Below are 17908 nucleotides of genomic sequence, written 5' to 3' on the forward strand. Positions count from 1 at the left end.
AATGCCGATTCGCAAGGTCATCGGGCACGAAACCCTTGACAGCCGGACCGGGGCCTTCCAATACTGTCGAATCCGCAGTGCGGAATATTCGTTTCCGTCTCACGGAAATAAGGGAAGGGGGGTTGATGACCGTCTCCGACATCGAGGTGGCCGTACCTCCGGCCGCCGCCAGGCCGCCGAACCGGTCCCCGTCCCGTGGCCTGCTGCCACGAGGCGCCCTGCTGCTGGTCGCCCGCAAACTGGGCGGCGCGGTGCTGGTCGTCTGGGGCGTGGTCACCTTCACGTTCGTCGTGGCCCGCGTCGTGGCGCCGGACCCGACGGGCCTGCTGGTACCGCCCGGGGCGAGCGAGGAGGTCCGGGCCCAGGTGCGGTCCTCCCTCGGCCTGGACCACAGCATCCCTCGCCAGTACCTCATCTACCTGCGCGATCTGCTGCACGGCGACCTCGGTACGTCCTTCGGCACCGGCCGCGCCGTCAGCGCCGACCTGACCAGCAGGCTCCCCGCCACGCTGGAGTTGGCCGTACCCGCCCTGATCATCGGCGTCCTGCTCGGCACCGCGCTCGGCGTGATCAGCGCGGTCCGCCGGGGCAAGGCCGCCGACCACGCGATCCGGGTGGTCACCGTGGCGGCGCTCGCGATGCCGCAGTTCTGGCTCGGCCTGGTGCTGTTGTCGCTGTTCTTCGTCCGGTTCGGCATCCTGCCGGGCCCCATCGGCCGACTGCCCGCGGGCCTGGCACCGCCGCCCGGCGTCACCGGCAGCTACGTCATCGACGGGCTGCTGGCCGGGCAGTGGGACACCGTCCGGCAGGCCCTGCTCCAACTGGTGCTGCCCTGCGTCGTCCTGGTCTGCGGCATCTTCGCCCCCATCACCAGGGTGGCCAGGTCCGGCATGGTCGAGGCGCTGCGCAGCGAGTACGTCAGGACCGCGCACGCCTACGGTTTCAGCCGGTCCCGTATCTACCGCAGCTACGCGCTCCGCAACGCGCTGCTCCCGGTGATCACCATGATCGCCGGCGGCGTCGCCTTCGCCTTCACCGGCGCGGTGCTGGTCGAGGGGGTCTTCGGCTGGCCGGGCATCGGCCAGTACGCGCTGACCGCCGTCCAGCAGTCCGACTTCCCCGCGCTCCAGGGCTTCGTGCTCTACGCGGCCGTCGTATACGTCGCCCTGTACGCACTGGTCGATCTCGCCTACTCGCTGGCCGACCCGAGGATCCGCTCATGACCGCCCCGGCCCCCGTGCCCTCCGCCGACCTGACCGCCGCCCCCTCAGCGGGCCCGCCCGCGGGGCCCGGCGGCCCGGTCCAGGACCGGCGCCCGTCCGGCCGTCGGCTGACCCGCCTGCTGCCCGGCGCCGGCGGCGCCGACTCGCTGACCGTACGCCTGGGCCTCGGCCTGATGGCCGTGCTGCTGGTGGCCGCCGCGGTCGGCAGGATCTGGACGCCGTACGACCCCGAGCAGCCCGGCGTGGGGCTGCCGTACCAGTCCCCGGGCGGGAAGCACTGGTTCGGCACCGACCAGGCGGGTTCCGATGTCTTCTCCAAGACGCTCGCCGCCACCTGGACCGACCTGTGGCTGACCCTGGTGGCGGTCGCCATCGCCTTCGTGATCGGCAGCCTGCTCGGCGCGGTCGCCGGGTACTGGGGCGGCTGGGCGGACGCGGTGATCATGCGGGTCACCGAGATCCTCCAGTCCTTCCCCGCGCTGCTGCTGGCGTTGCTGCTGGTCACCACGCTCGGCTCGGGCCTGGCCAATGTGATCGTCGTGGTCGCCTTCGTCGGACTGCCCGGCTATCTGCGGCTGCTGCGCGCGGAGGTCAAGGGCCGCAAGTCGTGGGAGTTCGCCGAGGCCGCCGTGCTGGCGGGCAACAGCGGACGGCGTGTCCTGGCCCGGCACCTGGTGCCCAACGGCCTGACCCCGCTGGTGTCCTACGCGGCGGTCAACGCCGCCTGGGTGGCGATCGTGGTCTCCAGTCTCGGCTTCGTCGGCGTCGGGATCGAACCCGGCAGCCCGGAGTGGGGCTCGATGATCGCGGGCGGCAAGGACTCCCCGGACGCGTACTGGATCTCGCTGTTCCCCGGCGTCTGCATTCTGCTGCTCGCCGCCGCCTTCTACCTGCTCGGCGACGGCCTGCTGGAACGGGAGGACGACCGATGAGCGCCACCTCCGGCGCGGCCGTACAGCCGTCCGCGCCCCTGGCCGACGGAGCCGGGAACGCGTCCGGCGCCGAACCCGGCGTCCCGCTGCTCACGGTGGCCGGCCTGTCCGGCGCCTTCCGCTCCGGGCACGGCGACCGGGCGCGCGCCGTCCAGGTGCTGCGCGATGTGAGCTTCGAGCTGCCGCGCGGGCAGATCACCGCGATCGTCGGCGAGACCGGCAGCGGGAAGTCGCTGACCGCGCTCACCGTGATGGGACTGTGCCCGCCCCGGCTGGCCGTCGAGGGCTCCATCCGCTTCGACGGGAAGGAACTGCTGGGCCTGGACGAGGCCGGTTACCGCGAACTGCGCGGCGGCCAGATCGCGATGGTCTTCCAGGACGCCCGCTCCTCGCTCAACCCGGTGCTCACCGTCGGCCGCCAGCTCACCGACGTGGCCCGGCTCCACCACGGCCTCGGCAAACGCGCGGGCCGCGCACTGGTGGCCGAGACGCTGGCACGCGTCCGGATCCCCGACCCCGTGCGGCGGATGGCGCAGTACCCGCACCAGTTCTCCGGTGGCATGGCGCAGCGGGCGATGATCGCGATGGCACTGCTGTGCCGCCCCCGGATGATGCTGCTGGACGAGCCGACCACCGGGCTGGACGTCACCACCCAGGCCGACGTGATGGAACTTGTCGTGGAGCTGGCCCGGCAGGACGGGCTCACCGTGTGCCTGGTCACCCACGACCTGGGCGTCGTCGGCGAGACCTGCGACCGGGTGGTGGTGATGCGGGGCGGCACGGTGATCGAACAGGCCGCGGCCGAGGACTTCTTCCGGGCTCCGCAGGCCGACTACTCCCAACTCCTGCTGGCCGCCAACCGCGTTGACGACGACTCCGGGAGGCCGTCATGACCGCGTCCGCCGTACCCGCTTCTTCCGCCTCCGGCAATGCCGCCGCCAATGCCTCGGGCAGCGCCTCGGGCAATGACACCGCCAGCGCCTCAGCCACCGCCTCAGTCAAAGCCTCCGCCGCCCACTCGGCCGCCGTCGGCGCGTCCGCCCCGGCCGGGTCCGAACCGGTCCTCCAAGTGGACGGCCTCCGGACGGAGTTCACCGTCCGCAGCCGGGGCCTGCGGCACACCCTGCGCGCCGTGGACGGCGTGGACCTGGTGCTGCGGCCGGGCGAGACACTGGCCGTCGTCGGGGAGAGCGGCTCGGGCAAGTCCACGCTGGCCCGGTCGATCCTGCGGTTGGTCGAACCGGCCGCGGGCCGGGTGACCGTCGCCGGGCGCCCGCTGTCGTCCTTCCGCGACCGGCGCGAGGTGTACCGGGACGTGCAGATGGTCTTCCAGGACCCCCGCTCCTCCCTCGACCCCCGGCAGAAGATCCGCTCGATCCTGGACGAGCCGCTGCGGCTGCACCTGCGGATGCCCGCGCCGCGGCGCGAGGCCCGAATCCGTGAGCTGCTGGCCTCAGTTGAGCTGTCCGAGGACCTCCTGGACCGGCGGCCGGCCGCGCTCTCCGGCGGCCAGCGGCAGCGGATCGGCATCGCCCGCGCGCTGGCCGTCCAGCCCAGGGCCGTCATCCTCGACGAGCCCACCGCCTCGCTCGACGCCTCCACCCGGGGCGTCGTGCTGGACCTGCTGGCCCGCCTCCAGCGCGAGACCGGCATCGCCTACCTGCTGATCTCGCACGACCTCCAGGCCGTACGCCGGATCGCGCACCGCGTGCAGGTGATGTACGTGGGCCGGGTCGTGGAGTCCGGCACCACCGAGGAGGTGCTGCGCCGTCCCGCTCACCCCTACACCCGCGCGCTGCTGGACGCCGCCCCGGTCGCCGCGTACGGCGGCCACACCCGCGCCATCCGGCTCAGCGGCGAGAACCCCGGCCCCTTCGACCTGTCCGCCGGCTGCGCGCTGGCCCCCCGCTGCCCGTTGGCGGAGGAGTCCTGCACGGCCGGTAGGCCCCCGCAACTGTCCTTCGGCGGCACGCACGACGCCGCCTGCCCCATCACCCACCGACAGGTCAGCGCCGACCTCTCGGCCGCGCGAAGAGAGAGGCAAGACTCAGATGACCAGTAGATCTCCGCGGCGCGCCCGGCTGTTGGCCGGTACGGCCGCGGTCGCGGTCGCCGCCGTCCTGACGGCCTGTTCGTCCTCGGCAGGCACCACCGGACAGAGCGCCGCCAAACCGCCCGCGGCGCTGGTCGCCGCCTGGCCGAGCGACATCTCCACCATGGACCCGGGCAACGTCAACACCGACCAGGACAAAGAGCTGGCGATGAACGTCTACCAGAACCTGGTGGGCTACAAGACCACGGCCCAGGGCGGCCACTCCGCCTCCAGCGGCCTCGCCGCCGCACCCGCCCTCGCCTCCTCCTGGACCATCGCCGGGGACACCGTCACCTTCACCCTCCGCGACGGCCTGAAGTTCTACCCCAGCGGCAACCCGGTCACCGCCAAGGACGCCGTCTGGTCGCTCCAGCGGGCGCTGAAGCTCAACGGCGCCGTCGAGCTGAACAACAGCGGTGTCTTCGACGCCGCGCAGATCACCGCCCCCGACGCCACCCACGTCGCCATTCGCTACCAGGACAGCGCGGGCAAACCGATCAAGGCCAGCGAGGTCAACATCGCCACGCTGCGCACCTGTTGGTACGGCGTCATCGACTCCGCCGCCGCCCTCAAGAACGCCGGCCCGTCCGACCCGATCGCCGCCGAGTGGCTGAAGAGCCACGTGGCGGGCAGCGGCCCGTACTACGTCAAGAGCCGGCAGACCGGCCAGTCGCTGAACCTCGCGGCGGTGCCCGGCGCGGCCCTGAACGCGCCGAAGTTCTCCGCCGTGACACTGCGCGTCGTCAACGACGGCAATGTGGCGGGCCTGTTGCGCGGCGGCAGCGTCAACATCGCCCAGTACGGCCTGAGCCCCCGGGACGCGACCTCGCTGAAGTCGGCCGGCTTCAACGTCCAGCACGCCAACACCTCCAGCTACCTCTACCTCCAACTCGCCTCCGACGCGGGCCCGTTCAAGGACCCGCTGGTGCGGCGCGCCGTCGCCGAGGCACTCCCGTACGACGCGCTGGTGAAGAACGTCTACTACGGCCAGGCCGAGCGTGCCGACTCCTACGTCTCCGCCGGCGCCCCCGGCTACAGCGCCGCGTGGAAGGACTACGGCGACGCCGCGAAGGCCAAGAGCCTGATGGCGCAGGCCGGGAATCCGTCGGTCTCCACCAAGCTCCGCTACCCCAGCGAGAACACCGACTTCGCGACCGCCGCCCAGCTCATCAAGAGCGCGCTCAAGCCGATCGGCGTCGACGTCACCCTGCAACCGCAGACCTCGGCCGCGCTGATCACCTCGATCATCGGCCGCGCCACCGCCAAGACCGGCGGCAGCGCCGACGACGGCATGGTGCTCACCACGCTGTCGACGTACGTGGAGGACGCCAAGACCCCGGTGAAGCTGTGGACCGTGACCGGCGGGGTCGTGAACTTCTCCCGCACCAGCATCCCGGAGATCGACCGGCTCCAGGGCGAGTTCGCCATGGCGGCGCCGAGCCCGGCGCGTGACCAGGCGTACGAGAAGATCCAGCAACTCGCCGCGCAGGACGCCGCGTTCCTGCCGCTGGTGGTCACCGGCCGCACCCTGGTCAGCGCCTCAGGGGTCGCCGGCCTGACCTTCACCCCGGAGCCCGTCACCCTCTACTGGACGCTGGAGCCCAAGAAGTGACGGCCGGGCAGGCCGGGCCGTCGACCGGGGAGTCCGGCTCCGAGCCGTTGTGGCGCCGCTCGGCGCGGCAACTCGCCGCCTCCTACGCCGAAGGCTCGGCCACGCCCGCCGAAGTGCTGGAAGCGGTGGTCGAGCACGCCGAGCAGGTCGACCGGCGTCTGAACGTCTTCGCCCATCGCGCCTTCGACGCCGCCCGGCGGTCCGCCGCCGCCAGCGGTGAACGGTGGCGCGCGGGAACCCCGTTGAGCGCGTACGACGGCGTGCCGCTCACGGTCAAGGACAACATCCCGGTGGCCGCGATGCCCTGCGCCTGGGGCAGCCGGCTCTACGCCGACCGCACCCCGGAGCGCGACGAACTGTGCGTCGGACGGCTGCGGGCCGGCGGCTGGGTGATCCTCGGCAAGAGCAATGTCTCGGAGTTCACCCTCGGTCTCGGCAATGTCAGCACCCTGCTGCACGGCACCACCCGCAACCCGTGGAATCCCGCGCTCACCACCGGCGCGTCCACCGGCGGCGGCGCGGCGGCGGTGGCCGCGGGCGTCGGGCCGGTGGCGCTGGGCACCGACGGCGGCGGCTCGATCCGCTGGCCGGCCGGTTACTGCGGGCTGGTCGCGCTCAAGCCGACGCTGGGCCGGGTCGCCCGGCTCGACGGCCTGCCGACCGTGCTGCACGACCTGGAGGTGATCGCACCAGCCGCCCGTACGGTGGCGGACCTGTCCGCGCTGCTCGGGGCGGTGGCCGGGCCCGACGCGCGGGACCGCCGTTCGCTCGGTGTGCCGGACGGCCCCGCCTTCCGCGGCCGGTCGCTGCGGATCAGGATGGTGGGGCGGTTCGGCGACTATCCGGTCGAACCGGAGATCACCGCGTCGCTGACGGCCGCGGCCGACCGGCTCAGCGCGCTCGGCCACCGGGTGGAGACCGGCGAAGTGCCCTTCGACTTCGGCCGGTTCGACACCCACTGGCGGACCATCGGCACCACCGGCCTGGCCTGGCTGATGCGCCGTCACCCGGACTGGCGCGCGGCGGTCGGCGACATCTACCCGCCGATGGTCGAGCACGGCCGCTCGTTGAGCGCCGCGGACTACGTGGACGCGCTCGACGCCTTCCGTGACCTGTTCGCGCAGCTCGCCGACTTCTTCACCGGCACCGACCTGCTGCTCACCCCGGTCGCCGGGGCGATGCCCTGGGCCGCCGACCAGCTCGCCCCGCCCTACCAGCGGGTGTTCACCGGCATCGCCAACGCCACCGGTGTGCCCGCTCTCAGCCTGCCGGGACCGCCGTCCCCGGCCGGCCTGCCGATCGGTTTCCAGCTCGTCGGCCCGTACGGCGCGGACCGGGCGCTGCTGGACCTCGCATCCGACTACGAGGCCGCGTACGGCTGGGCCGACCGCTGGCCGGCTGTCGCCGCCCCCCTTCCGAAAGGCGCCCGAGCATGACAGTCAGGATCGACTCCTTCGACACCGCGGGGCCCGGTGACACCGACGGGCTGGTGGCTGTGCTCAGCGCCCACGACCCGGCACGGATACGGCGGCTCGCCCTGCTGGTGAAGACCGAGGGCAGCGCCGAGACCAACGACTTCTCACGCGAACTCGCGTCCTGGCGGGCCCGGGAGGCCGTGCTCGCGCACGGCGGCGGGGACCTGCTGGAACGCTCGGTGTTCCTGCACTCCACGGGCTCCGAGGGGGCGATGACGCCGTTCGGCTATCTCGTCGTCGAGCTGGACGACGCGGACGGCGCGGACGGCTCGGGTGCCGCAGAGGCCGTTCCCGTGACGGACGGCGCGGGTGCCGCTGCCGTGACGGATGACGCGGAGTCCACCGGCGGGGAGGCGGCCCCGGCTCCTCGCGGGGCGCCCGGCCCAGCGGGCACGCTCTGCGTGGGCATAGGGCGCAGCCGCCGGATCCGCGGTTCCGAGATCGGCTCGGCCGAACACGTCGCGCTGGCCGAGCAGGCCGTCGCGGAGGCCGTCGCGGACGCGGGTCTCGACCCCGCCGACGTCGCACTGGCCGTCGTCAAGACGCCGCTGACCGCACACGACGAGCCCATGCGGGTCACCTCCGCCGAGGCCAAGGCGGTCGGCGCCCTCGGCGCGGCGCTCGCGCTCGGCGAGGTGGAGCGGGCCGACGTCGTCCCGGCCGCCTTCGGCCGTGACCTGACCCTGCACTCGCGCCGCACCATGGTCTTCTCCAGTTCGGAGGCCGCGTGTGTCGAGGTCCTGGTGTTCGGCAACCGCCCCGGCGCGGGCGGCGACCTCCGGATCGTCTCCGGACTGCTCGCCGACGTCCTGGACGCGCCCGGCATCCGCCGCGTCCTGGCCGCGGCGGGCACGGAGTTGACCGCCGACGGGACGGTACGGGAGCCGGGACAGGTCGCGGCTCTGCTGATCAAGGCGGGCAACCGGCGGGACGGCACTCTGCGTGGCGCCCGGACCACCGTGCTGACCAGCCAGTTGGACCCGGACAAGCACGTCCGGGCGATCATGAGCGGGGTGGCGGGAGCGGTGCTCGGCACCGGGCGGATGTTCATCTCCGCCAACTCCGTCCACCAGGCACCGGACGGGGGCGGCCTGTGCGTCGCGATCGTCGGGCCGCCCGTCTCCGGCGCGCCGGCCACCGACGTGCCGCCGCGCGGCGTACCGGCTTCCGTCGCGGCCTCCCCGGCGGGTGGCGCCGTATGAGCCTGCCGACCCTGCCCATGGTCGGTGACGCCGACGTACGGTCGGTGATCACCGTCGCCGACGCGCTGGAGGTGGTCGAGGCCACCTACGCCGACTTCGGCGCCGACCGGCTCTCCCTGTCCGCCCCCACCATCACCCGGCTCGGCGTGAGCGGCGGCACGCGGGGCTTCGGCCTCAAGGGCGCGCTGCTCGACCGGTACGGGGTCGCCGGGGTGCGGGTCACCCCGACCCACACCGGCGGGCGCAACAGTTGGTGCCTGGTGCTGGAGACCGAGTCCGGCCGCCCGTTGGTCGCCGTCGAGGAGACCTGGCTGCACCGGCTGCGGACGGCGGCCTCCGCCGCCGTCGCGGCGCGGCTGCTGGCCCGGCCCGACAGCAAGGTGCTGACGCTGGTCGGCGCCGGACAGATCGCCGCCTTCGTCCCGGCCGCGTTCGCCGAGGCGTTCGCGCTGGAGGAGATCCGGGTGGTGGCGCGCACGGCCGGCTCCGCCGCCGACTTCGTCGCCCGGCAGCCCGTCGCACCGGGCGCCACCCTCACCCCGTACGACGGCCTGGACGCCGCCGCACCGGGCTCGGACATCGTCGTCGCCCTCACCTCGGCCCGCCAACCCGTCGTCCACCCGCGGCACTTCGGGCCCGGCGTCACGCTGCTCGGCCTCGGCGGCGGCGCGGAGATCGCGGCCGAGATCGTGACAGGGCCGACGCCGTACGGCACCCGGACCCCCGCCCCCGATGCCGCCGAGGCAGCCGGGTGCGGAGGCGTCGCGGGAGCCGTGCTCGCACCGGAGGCCACCGGGCACGGGACCGGGACGGCCGACCGCTTCTTCGTCGACGATCTCGGCTACGCCCGGGAGATCGGCTCGATCGCCTCCTGGCTCGCGGCGGGCCTGCCCCCGCGGACCCTTGACGCCCGGCTCACCGGCTCCCTCCCCGCCGTCGCCGCCGGCTCCCTCCCCGGCCGCACGCACCCCGACGAGCGGGTCCTCGGCATCGTCCAGGGCGTCGCCGCCTGCGACGTGGCCCTGGCCTGCCTGACAATGCGCCGCCTCGGCATCGGCTGAACCGCCCCCGCTGATCCCGTCAGCGGGCGGCGCACCTCACGGAACACCGTCCCCGCGGGTCAGCGAGGCAGGCGACCGGGCACGGAGGCCGACCCTTCGGCCCCGGTCGCCGCCGTGGCGTCGCCCGGCCTCCGGCGCTGACGCGCGCGGCGTTCGCCCACCTGGACATGCCGACTCGGGGCTGGCCCACCACCTCTGAGTCGACCGGGCTCCGGACCGGCGGACGCGGGCCGGTGGTACCGGCCCGCGTCGGGTCAGCGCACGGTGACGGGCTTTGTGGTGGCCGCGCCGTTGGTCCAGCCGTTGCGGTGGGCCGTGATCGTGACCGTGATCTTCTGGCCGCGGTCGGCCTTCACCAGGGCGTAGGCGGACTTGGTCGCACCCTTGATGGTCTTGCCGTTGCGCTTCCACTGGTACGTGTAGGAAGTGGCGGACGGCGACCAGGTGCCGCGGGCAGCGGGCAGCTTGTGACCGACCTTGACGGAGCCGGAGATCGACGGCGCGGTGGTGGTCTTCAGCGCGGGGCCGACCTCGATCTTCCGCGCGGGCGAGGTGGAAGCGACGGAGCCCGCGCCGTTGCTGACCGTGACCCGGCAGGACACCTTGTGGGCGTAGTCGGCAGAGGTGAGGACGCGGGTCTTGGCGGTGGCACCGGAGATGACCGCGCCGTCGCGCAGCCAGGCCAAGGCGGCCTTGGCGTTGGTGCCGTTCCAGGCGGCGGAGCAGGTGAGGGTGGAGCCGGTTCGGGCCGTTCCGCTCACCGCGGCGTTGGTGGTGATCTGTGGCTTGACCATCAACAGGGTCTGCGCCTCGGACCACACCTGGGAGGTGTAGCCGCCGCTGCCGACGTACTCGGCCTTGCGCCACAGCACCGTGGCCCGGCCGTCCGGTCCGGCAGCCACCTCGCCTGCGAGGGCGTCGGTGTTGGGGACGTCGACGACAGGTGTGCTGTTCAAAGCGGTGGCCTGGCTCCAGGTGCCGTCGGCGCGCACCGCCCACTCGAGGTAGTGGTCGTTGCCGTTGTCGATGCTCGGCACCTGCGGCCACACGACCTGCACGGTTCCGTCAGCGCCGATGGAGGCGTCCACCCGCCAGTTCACGTAGCCGGTGGACAGCGTCTTCGGCGCCGACCAGGTCCCGGTGCTCGCGGTACGGGTCACGGTCTGCACAATGGGGACACCGGCGGTGGGGCTCCAGCCCGTCCACACGTAGGTGACGTCACCGTTGGGCGCGGCCAACGGTTCGCTTCCGTCGCTGTAGTTGATGGCGGAAACGGCGGTCTGAGCTGCGCTCCAACTACCCGAAGGAGCGGTGCGGGTGGCGGATTTGAGGTCGTTGGCGCCGTTGCGCCACAGCACGGTGGAGGCGTTCTTGGCGTCCATCGCCACCTGTACGTCGCTTGACGTGGCGTCGGTGCCGGGCAGCACGGAGGCACCGCTCCAACTGGACCGGGCCGAGGTGCGGGTGGCGGTGGAGACCGTGTGCTCGCCGGTGAAACGGTTGAGTTCATCCCAGACCGCGGTGGCGGCGCCGCCGGGGGCCACCGCGAGGTCGATGCTCCAGAGGGATCCGGTCGTGGTGGAAGCCAGCGTCCGGGGTGCGGACCACGCCTGGTCGCCGGGGGCGAGGGCGGCGGTTCTCACATCGTAGTTACGGTACCCGTCGCCCTGGTCCCATACGGCGGTGAAGGTGCCGTCGGCCGCCGCGGCCAGGCGGGGCGTGGACATGTCCAGGCCGTCCCAGGCTGCGAGGGTGGCCGGGCCGGACCAGGCCGCCGTGGCCGGGTTCCAGCCCGCGGCCAGGGCGACCAGCGAACCGTCCGCGCCACTGCCGTCCAGCCAGGACACCACGGCCCGTCCGTCGGCGCTCACGGCAAGGACGGCCGCGGAATTCTCGGCACGCCCGGTCGCCAGGGTGTGCGGCGCACTCCATGTCGTGGTTCCGGCAGGCCGTACGGCGGTCCGGAAGTCCCAACCGGTGGCCCCGGCGGCCTTGTCCCGCCACAGCGCGAACGCGGCGCCGTCACCGGCCACCTGGACATCGATGAGAGACTGCTGGCCGTCCGCTCCGGTCAGGGCGACGGCCGCGCTCCACGGTCCCGCCGACGCGGTGTACCCGGCGGCGGCCGAGGGAAGGGCGGTGCCCAACGAGACCGCGGCCACGGTGACGGCGAGCGCCACGGCGGCAGTCTTCGGTGTGCGTATCTTCAGTGCCATTACGGCTCCTGTCTCAGGCGAGCGCTCTTGCGCCCGGCATGCTCGCGCACATCGGAGCGAGGCGGCACAGCACCGGTGGAAGGCACATGGCGCGGATGCCCTCATGCGGACCACGACGCCGCCGCTCCCGCGCCGTGGTCATGATGACAGGACGGAGCAACGGACCACGATGCCGGGTGCTGGCAACCCTGTACGGCCCCCCACGTCATCGCCGAAGTCGGCGGCAGGGGCCGTCGACACCGTCGATCGCCGGAGGTTCGGCGGGTCTCACCCGGCGGCACGGCCCGGCCCGGCCCCGGGCAGGACCACGGCCGACGGCGACACTCACCCCTCCGCTGGGGGCGGGGTGAGGCGGGTGGTGAAGACGATGATGTCGTCGTCGGGCTCGGCGCCGAAGGTGTCGAGCAATTCTGAGCACAGGGCGTCGGGTTCTTGGGGGCCGGCCGCGGCGGTGGCGGCGAGGAGTTCGAGGCGTTTGTCCAGGATGCTGTCGCGGGTCTCGATGAGCCCGTCGGTGATCATGAGGAGTCGGCTGCCGGGTTCGACGGGGTGCGCGGTGGCGGGGGGATGGGGCAGGCCCAGGCCCAGCAGCGGGCCGTGTTCGGTCAGGTAGCGATAGGTGCCGTCGGGGTGGAGGAGCAGCGGCGGGAGATGGCCCGCGTTGGCGATACGCAGGCAGGCGTTGCCGGGCTCGACCAGCGCGATGCAGACGGTGGCGGTCCATCCGGGCCGATGAAGACCCAGGAGGCGGTCGAGCTGCTCCAGCAGTACGTGCGGGGGGTGGTCCTGGGCGGCGTAGGCGCGTAGAGCGTGGCGGAGTTCGCCCATGACCATGGCGGCTTGCAGGGAATGGCCGACCACGTCACCGACTGCCAGGAGGAGCCCTCGGGAGGTGTCGACGGCTTCGTAGAAGTCACCGCCGATCTCGGCCGTGGTGGCGGAGGGCAGGTAGCGCACGGCGAGTTCGGCGCCGGGGACCTGTGGGAGGGTGGCGGGCAGGAACGTACTCTGCAGAGCCAGGGCGAGCTCGTGTTCCTGGCTGTAGCGCTCGACGACGTCTTTGTGCTCGACGGAGAGTTCCGCGTACATGGCCATGACGCCGGCGTTGGTCTCGGTCAGTTCGTCGTTGAGCCGTTCGAGTTCGTCGCGCTGGGCGTGCGCTTCCTGGAGTGAGGCGATCAGGTCGCGGGTCTGGGCCTGGAGGTCGTCGATCGCGCTGGCCGGGCTCGCGGACGCGAGGAGCGAGCGGACCTGCTCAATCCGCAGGTCGCGGGCGGCGAGTTCGGGGATCGGGCAGGCGATCTCGACGCGGCCGGGGCCCGACGGGGGCCGCGCGGGAGCGGCGGGGGCGGTCTCGTAACGCGTCTGGGGCAGCAGCCGGGTGACGGCCGTCAGCGACTCGCGGCTGGGGGCGCGGTCGTCGCCCCACTGCAACACGGTGAGGAGAACGGGCGGTTCCTGCCGCATGCTGAAGACCGCGGTCATCGGCGCCGGGCGGAGCAGGTCCCGGCCCGGTTCGCTCACCGCGGGGCGGAGCAGGTCCCGGCCCAGTTCGCTCACCGCGGTGGCCAGACGTACCTGGTCGCGGCTGTCCAGGCCGACCGCCTCGGTGATGGTCTTGGCGTGGCGGCGCAGCGCGAACACGTCCCGCTCGGTCCTGATGGGGGTGACCAGCAGCGGGGTCGGGCTGAGGCGGTCGGACACGGGCGGGCTCACTGGGCCGCTTTGGCGATCACTGCGCTGGCGTCGTCACGGCGGGTCGCGGCCAGGCGCAGCAGCCCCGTGGCGATCACCGCGGGCGGATGGTGCAGCATCCCGGCCAGATCGGCGCCTTTCCAGCGTTCGCTGAGCCCGTCGGAGTGCATCACCAGCGCCCCCTGTGCGGGCATGCGGTATTCATGGGTGCGCAGTTGGTGCGTCTGGTGGCCGACGATGCCGGGGTGGGACAGCAACGTGGTGCGGGTGGTCCGGGTGAGCAGGACCGCGGTGATGTTTCCGACGCCGCAGAACAGCACCCGCCCGTCGGGCTCGAGACGGGCGACGGCCACGGCGGCGCCGCGGGTGCCGCGTAGCGCGCGGTGCACTTCTTCCATCACCTGCTCGGGCGTATGACCGGATCCGGTGCGGAACGCCTGGACGGCCGCCTGTGCGGCCAGCGCGGCCAGCGGGCCGTGGCCCAGTCCGTCGCAGGACATGACGAGCAGGCCCTCGCCGGGCCCTGGCACGGCGCCCCGCACGGGCGCGGGACGTCCGCCTCCGCGCACCGACGCGGGACGGCCGCCCCCGTGCACGGGCGCAGGACGGCCGCCCCCGTGTGCCGACGCCGGACGGTCGCCCGAACCCGGCCACGGACCGGCCCGGAGGCCGGCGTCCGCGGCGCTGACCGCGGTGGGACGGGGGCTGGTCAGGTCCGACCAACTGGGCGGTGCGCCGGCGGCCTGGTCAGGGGCTGTCGGCGCTTGGCCGCGCGGCGCCGCTGTCCGCGCGTCCATACGCGCGGCCCACGCGTCGCCGCAGGACTGTTCGCCGCTGATCGGGCGGGTGATGCCTCCGACGGCGGGTTCCCCGGCCGTGGCGGGCGCCGCGGAGCGCGGCCAGAAGCGGGCCAACTGGACGGTGCCGACGCCCGGTTGGGAGTGGATGTCGAAGGTGTCGGCGAGACGCTGTACGGCGCCCAGGCCGATGCCCAGCGTGCCCGCGGTCGACATCCCGTCCCGCAGGGCGGCGGAGACGTCGGCCATGCCGGGACCGCTGTCGACAGCGATCACCTCCACACCTGCCACCACGTTCCCCGCGGACTCGGCGTGGCTGCGCAGCACCCGCAGCAGCAGGGAGCCGTCGACGGCGTGCTTGGTGATGTTGGCCGCCAGTTCCGAGACGGCCAGGACCAACTCGGCGGTGCGCTGATCGCCCAGGCCGATCCGGCGGCCGAGCGCGGCCGCCGCGCCACGGGCGGCGTCGAGCCGGTCGCGGAACCAGGCCACGTCCTCGCAGTCGGCCAGCCCGGGGGAACCGGGGGTCGTCATCGGACCCACTTGGTGATGGTGACGGTGGTGCCTTCGCCGGGCGTCGTCTCCAGTACGAAGTCGTCGACCAGCCGCTTGGAACCGGGCAGTCCCAGGCCCATTCCGCTGTCCGAGGTCCAGCCGTCGGTCATCGCCAGGTCGATGTCCGCGATGCCCGGTCCGTCGTCGGTGAAGACGAGCCGCACGCCGCGCCGTCCGTGCTGCTCCACCAGCAGTGCGGTCATGGTGCCCCCGCCGCCGTGGATGAGGGTGTTGCGGGCCAGTTCACTGGCCGCGGTGATCAGCTTGGTCTGCTCCACCAGGGAGAACCGGCATTCCTGTGCCAGCGCGCGCACCAACTGGCGGGCCTGTACGACCTGGGTGGTGGCGGTGATCTCCAGTACCTCCGGGGTACGGGAGGCGCCGTTCATGCGTCAGCCGCTGCGTCCGGCACGGTGCTTTCGAAGCCGTGCCCGACGCGGTCGTGTTCGAGCATGCGCAGGCCCTTGTCCAAGGTGAGCGCGGTCCGTACGTTGCCGAGCGAGAGGCCGAGTTCGACCAGGGTGATCGCGACGGCGGGGCGCATGCCCACCACGACGGTCTGGGCGTCCAGCAGCCGGGCGAGGTTGGCGATGGTGGCCAGCATGCGGCCGACGAACGAGTCGACGATCTCCACGGCGGTGATGTCGATGATCGCCCCGTGCGCGCCGGTGTCCACCACCGCGGCGGCGAGGTCGTCCTGGAGTCGCATCACGGCCTGGTCGTCGAGGTCGGTCTGGATCGAGACCAGAAGTACCTGCCCGATCCGCAGGACGGGTACCTGCTCGCTCATCGGCCACCGGCCTGCGGCGCCGTACGGGAGACCGTGACTCCGGAACGGCGCAGCGCGTGCCGCAGGGCGTCCGCCAGCGTGGCCTTGGTGACGATGTCACCGAAGTCGATGCCCAGCGCCACGATGGTCTGGGCGATCTGCGGGCGGATGCCGGAGATCGTGCACTCGGCGCCCATGAGCCGGGCCGCCACGACGGTCTTCAGCAGATGCTGGGCGACCTCGGTGTCCACGGCGGGCACACCGGTGATGTCGATGATCGCCTGCTCCGACCCGGTGTCGATCAGTGCCTGGAGCATCTTCTCCATGACCACCATGGTGCGCGCCGAGTCCAAGGTTCCGACCAGGGGGACGCCGACCACGCCGTCCCACAGCTTCACGACCGGGGTGGACAGCTCCAGCAACTGCTCCGCCTGCGCCGCGATCAGCCCTTCGCGGGTACGGGTGTAGACCTCGATGGTGAACAGCCCGAGCGTGTCCAGCAGCGCGGCGAACTGGAGGTACGCCTGCGGGTCGCTGTCCTCGCCCTCCAGCGCCGGCGCCAGGACCTCCCTGAGCGCGAACACGCTCACGGCGGTCTCGGTGGGAGCGAAGCCCTGCATGGCCCGGTTCCGCGACAGTTCGGTCAGCAGCGCACGTACCTCGCCGAACGCCTCGTCGTGCCCGTCCACGCTCCCGCTGCCGAGCGCGGCCAGCAGCGCGGCGTAGATCTCCCGGAGCTCCCGCTCGACCTCGGAACGGCTCACTCGTCCGCCGAGCGAACCGGTCACCTTGTCGGCCCACTCGGCGGCCAGATCCTCACCCCGGACGGACAGCAGACCGATCAAGCGCTTAGCGATGTCTTTGCCAGCCACAGGGAATCCTCTCTCAACGGGATCAAGCGATCCTCGCGGAACTCTAAGCCATACGGGTGAGAGACAGCCGGGTGATCCCCCGAGGCGCAGCCGCTCCGCTCCCCCACGAAGCGACGCCCCTTCCGCCCCCCGTACCACCGACGATCACGAGAGACGCCAAGCCCACCAACCGGGTCAAACCCTTCTGGTCGACGGCGCCGAAGCCAAAACGCCCCGCCCCCCGAGCACGAGGCGGCGTCGCCGACTCCCCTCGCTGATGAAGACGACCTCGCCGACCGGCGCCTCGCAGTCTGCGCTCTACGGCAACACCGCCTCCGCCAGCAAGTACCTGCCGTCCTCCTCGACCGACTCCCGGTCCAACGCCAGCACCTATCACTACACCGGCACCGGCGGGCGCGACGAGAACACCGCCGCCAATGCCAAGGACACTTACAACACCGACGGCACCGTCGCCACCTCCACCGACCCGGGCAACAGCACCAGCGCCACCCCCGACGACCCGCAGCCTGCTCCAGTGGTCTAAGGGACAACCTCTCGGGGAAAGCGACGACCTACGCATACGACCCGGGCAACCGGCTGACGTCAGTGGCGACTTCGGGGGGGGTGGGACCACGTACGGCTACGGCATACGCGGCACCCGCACCACCGCCACCGGGACAACGGCCGCCCCAACGGCAACGGCCAGCCCGTCATCGAACAGGTCAACTCCACGCCTGCACCGCCTACATCGACCACGACCCCACCACCGTCCTGGCCGGTTCGGTCACTGCTGGCCCGTGGACAGGAGCTGTAGTGGCGGAACAGCCGCTTCCCTCGGACTCAATCCCGAGGGCTACCTGGAGGCCAGCGCCGCCGGGGCCTACTCGCTCCGTTCTTGCCCGCTTTCTAAGGCATCACCTGCTCGGTGCTTCCTACCGGCAGGAAACACCGAGCAGCACGGAGAGGAGAGTTCCGATCAGCAGAAACCGTGTCGTCGGATTCGCTATCTGGTTTGTGCTTGCGCTAGTGATCACCATGTCCATGATTCTCGTTTGGACGACGCCCTGGGCGCGTTGGGAGCAGCTCCTTTGCACGCTCGGTGTCATGATCGTGGTCATCGGAATGTCTTCGGCGACCTCTGCCAGGAAACGTGAACACTAGCGCGCTCCGTGCTCGTACGCGGCCGCCCCCCGTCCTGAAGTCGGCGCCGGAATCGGGAATGCGACCGCTACGACCACAACTACCAGATGGGCCGCCGCCCAGAACCCCCTATCGTTTCATCGGCGGTAACTGCGCCCTTCGAACTAACCGCGTCTTTGTGGCCGATGAAAAAGCGACGTTCAAGGGCCCCGGGACTTCGAAGGGAGGTCATCTGACCCTGGTACGTCCTTGCTCCGAGGCGGGTATCATCCGGGCCCGGAGCGGGCG

General features: G+C 72.3%; 15 protein-coding genes. 9 read left to right on the top strand and 6 right to left on the bottom strand.

Going from position 1 to position 17908, the window contains the following annotated elements; translation table 11 throughout:
• The first annotated feature begins 125 nt into the window (after window positions 1-125).
• Genes ACIQCJ_RS14510 through ACIQCJ_RS14545 form a run of 8 tightly spaced genes read left to right on the top strand, consistent with a single transcriptional unit; the run spans window position 126 to window position 9597 of the window.
• On the top strand, window positions 126-1223 hold the full coding sequence (locus ACIQCJ_RS14510; protein ID WP_355342656.1) for an ABC transporter permease: 1098 nt from the start codon (window positions 126-128) through the stop codon (window positions 1221-1223).
• On the top strand, window positions 1220-2155 hold the full coding sequence (locus ACIQCJ_RS14515; protein WP_391162970.1) for an ABC transporter permease subunit: 936 nt from the start codon (window positions 1220-1222) through the stop codon (window positions 2153-2155). Before ACIQCJ_RS14510 ends, ACIQCJ_RS14515 begins: the two co-directional genes overlap by 4 nt.
• Window positions 2152-3048, top strand: a complete 897-nt coding sequence (locus tag ACIQCJ_RS14520; RefSeq protein WP_402711534.1) for an ABC transporter ATP-binding protein — start codon at window positions 2152-2154, stop codon at window positions 3046-3048. Before ACIQCJ_RS14515 ends, ACIQCJ_RS14520 begins: the two co-directional genes overlap by 4 nt.
• On the top strand, window positions 3045-4217 hold the full coding sequence (locus ACIQCJ_RS14525; protein ID WP_402711535.1) for an oligopeptide/dipeptide ABC transporter ATP-binding protein: 1173 nt from the start codon (window positions 3045-3047) through the stop codon (window positions 4215-4217). Before ACIQCJ_RS14520 ends, ACIQCJ_RS14525 begins: the two co-directional genes overlap by 4 nt.
• A complete protein-coding gene (locus tag ACIQCJ_RS14530) occupies window positions 4207-5859 on the top strand; it encodes an ABC transporter substrate-binding protein (protein ID WP_402711536.1) in 1653 nt (550 codons plus the stop codon). Before ACIQCJ_RS14525 ends, ACIQCJ_RS14530 begins: the two co-directional genes overlap by 11 nt.
• Window positions 5856-7295, top strand: a complete 1440-nt coding sequence (locus ACIQCJ_RS14535; RefSeq protein WP_402711537.1) for an amidase — start codon at window positions 5856-5858, stop codon at window positions 7293-7295. Before ACIQCJ_RS14530 ends, ACIQCJ_RS14535 begins: the two co-directional genes overlap by 4 nt.
• Complete coding sequence (locus tag ACIQCJ_RS14540) at window positions 7292-8536, top strand: ring-opening amidohydrolase (protein WP_402711538.1); 1245 nt, start codon at window positions 7292-7294, stop codon at window positions 8534-8536. Before ACIQCJ_RS14535 ends, ACIQCJ_RS14540 begins: the two co-directional genes overlap by 4 nt.
• A complete protein-coding gene (locus ACIQCJ_RS14545; protein ID WP_401308783.1) occupies window positions 8533-9597 on the top strand; it encodes a hypothetical protein in 1065 nt (354 codons plus the stop codon). Before ACIQCJ_RS14540 ends, ACIQCJ_RS14545 begins: the two co-directional genes overlap by 4 nt.
• A gap of 254 nt (window positions 9598-9851) precedes the next feature.
• Here ACIQCJ_RS14545 and ACIQCJ_RS14550 read toward each other — a convergent pair whose 3' ends face one another.
• From ACIQCJ_RS14550 to ACIQCJ_RS14575, 6 genes are all read right to left on the bottom strand, one after another.
• Complete coding sequence (locus ACIQCJ_RS14550) at window positions 9852-11813, bottom strand: hypothetical protein (RefSeq protein ID WP_402711539.1); 1962 nt, start codon at window positions 11811-11813, stop codon at window positions 9852-9854.
• 324 nt (window positions 11814-12137) lie between these two features.
• Window positions 12138-13517 carry a SpoIIE family protein phosphatase gene (locus ACIQCJ_RS14555; RefSeq protein ID WP_355342683.1) on the bottom strand — a complete coding sequence of 460 codons (1380 nt, stop codon included), beginning with the start codon at window positions 13515-13517 and terminating at the stop codon, window positions 12138-12140.
• Window positions 13518-13525: 8 nt separating this feature from the next.
• A complete protein-coding gene (locus ACIQCJ_RS14560) occupies window positions 13526-14839 on the bottom strand; it encodes a SpoIIE family protein phosphatase (RefSeq protein WP_402711540.1) in 1314 nt (437 codons plus the stop codon).
• On the bottom strand, window positions 14836-15249 hold the full coding sequence (locus ACIQCJ_RS14565; protein WP_355342689.1) for an anti-sigma regulatory factor: 414 nt from the start codon (window positions 15247-15249) through the stop codon (window positions 14836-14838). Before ACIQCJ_RS14565 ends, ACIQCJ_RS14560 begins: the two co-directional genes overlap by 4 nt.
• Entirely contained in the window at window positions 15246-15650 is a 405-nt protein-coding gene (locus ACIQCJ_RS14570) for an STAS domain-containing protein (RefSeq protein ID WP_355342692.1), read from the bottom strand. Before ACIQCJ_RS14570 ends, ACIQCJ_RS14565 begins: the two co-directional genes overlap by 4 nt.
• Window positions 15647-16501, bottom strand: coding sequence for an STAS domain-containing protein (locus ACIQCJ_RS14575; protein WP_355342695.1), 855 nt, complete (start codon window positions 16499-16501; stop codon window positions 15647-15649). Before ACIQCJ_RS14575 ends, ACIQCJ_RS14570 begins: the two co-directional genes overlap by 4 nt.
• 256 nt (window positions 16502-16757) lie before the next feature.
• On the opposite strand from ACIQCJ_RS14575, the gene ACIQCJ_RS14580 reads away from it, so the two are divergent.
• A complete protein-coding gene (locus tag ACIQCJ_RS14580) occupies window positions 16758-17024 on the top strand; it encodes a hypothetical protein (RefSeq protein ID WP_402711541.1) in 267 nt (88 codons plus the stop codon).
• Window positions 17025-17908: the final 884 nt, after the last annotated feature.

The sequence above is a fragment of the Streptomyces sp. NPDC093221 genome (genome assembly GCF_044753885.1).
Taxonomy (GTDB): domain Bacteria; phylum Actinomycetota; class Actinomycetes; order Streptomycetales; family Streptomycetaceae; genus Actinacidiphila.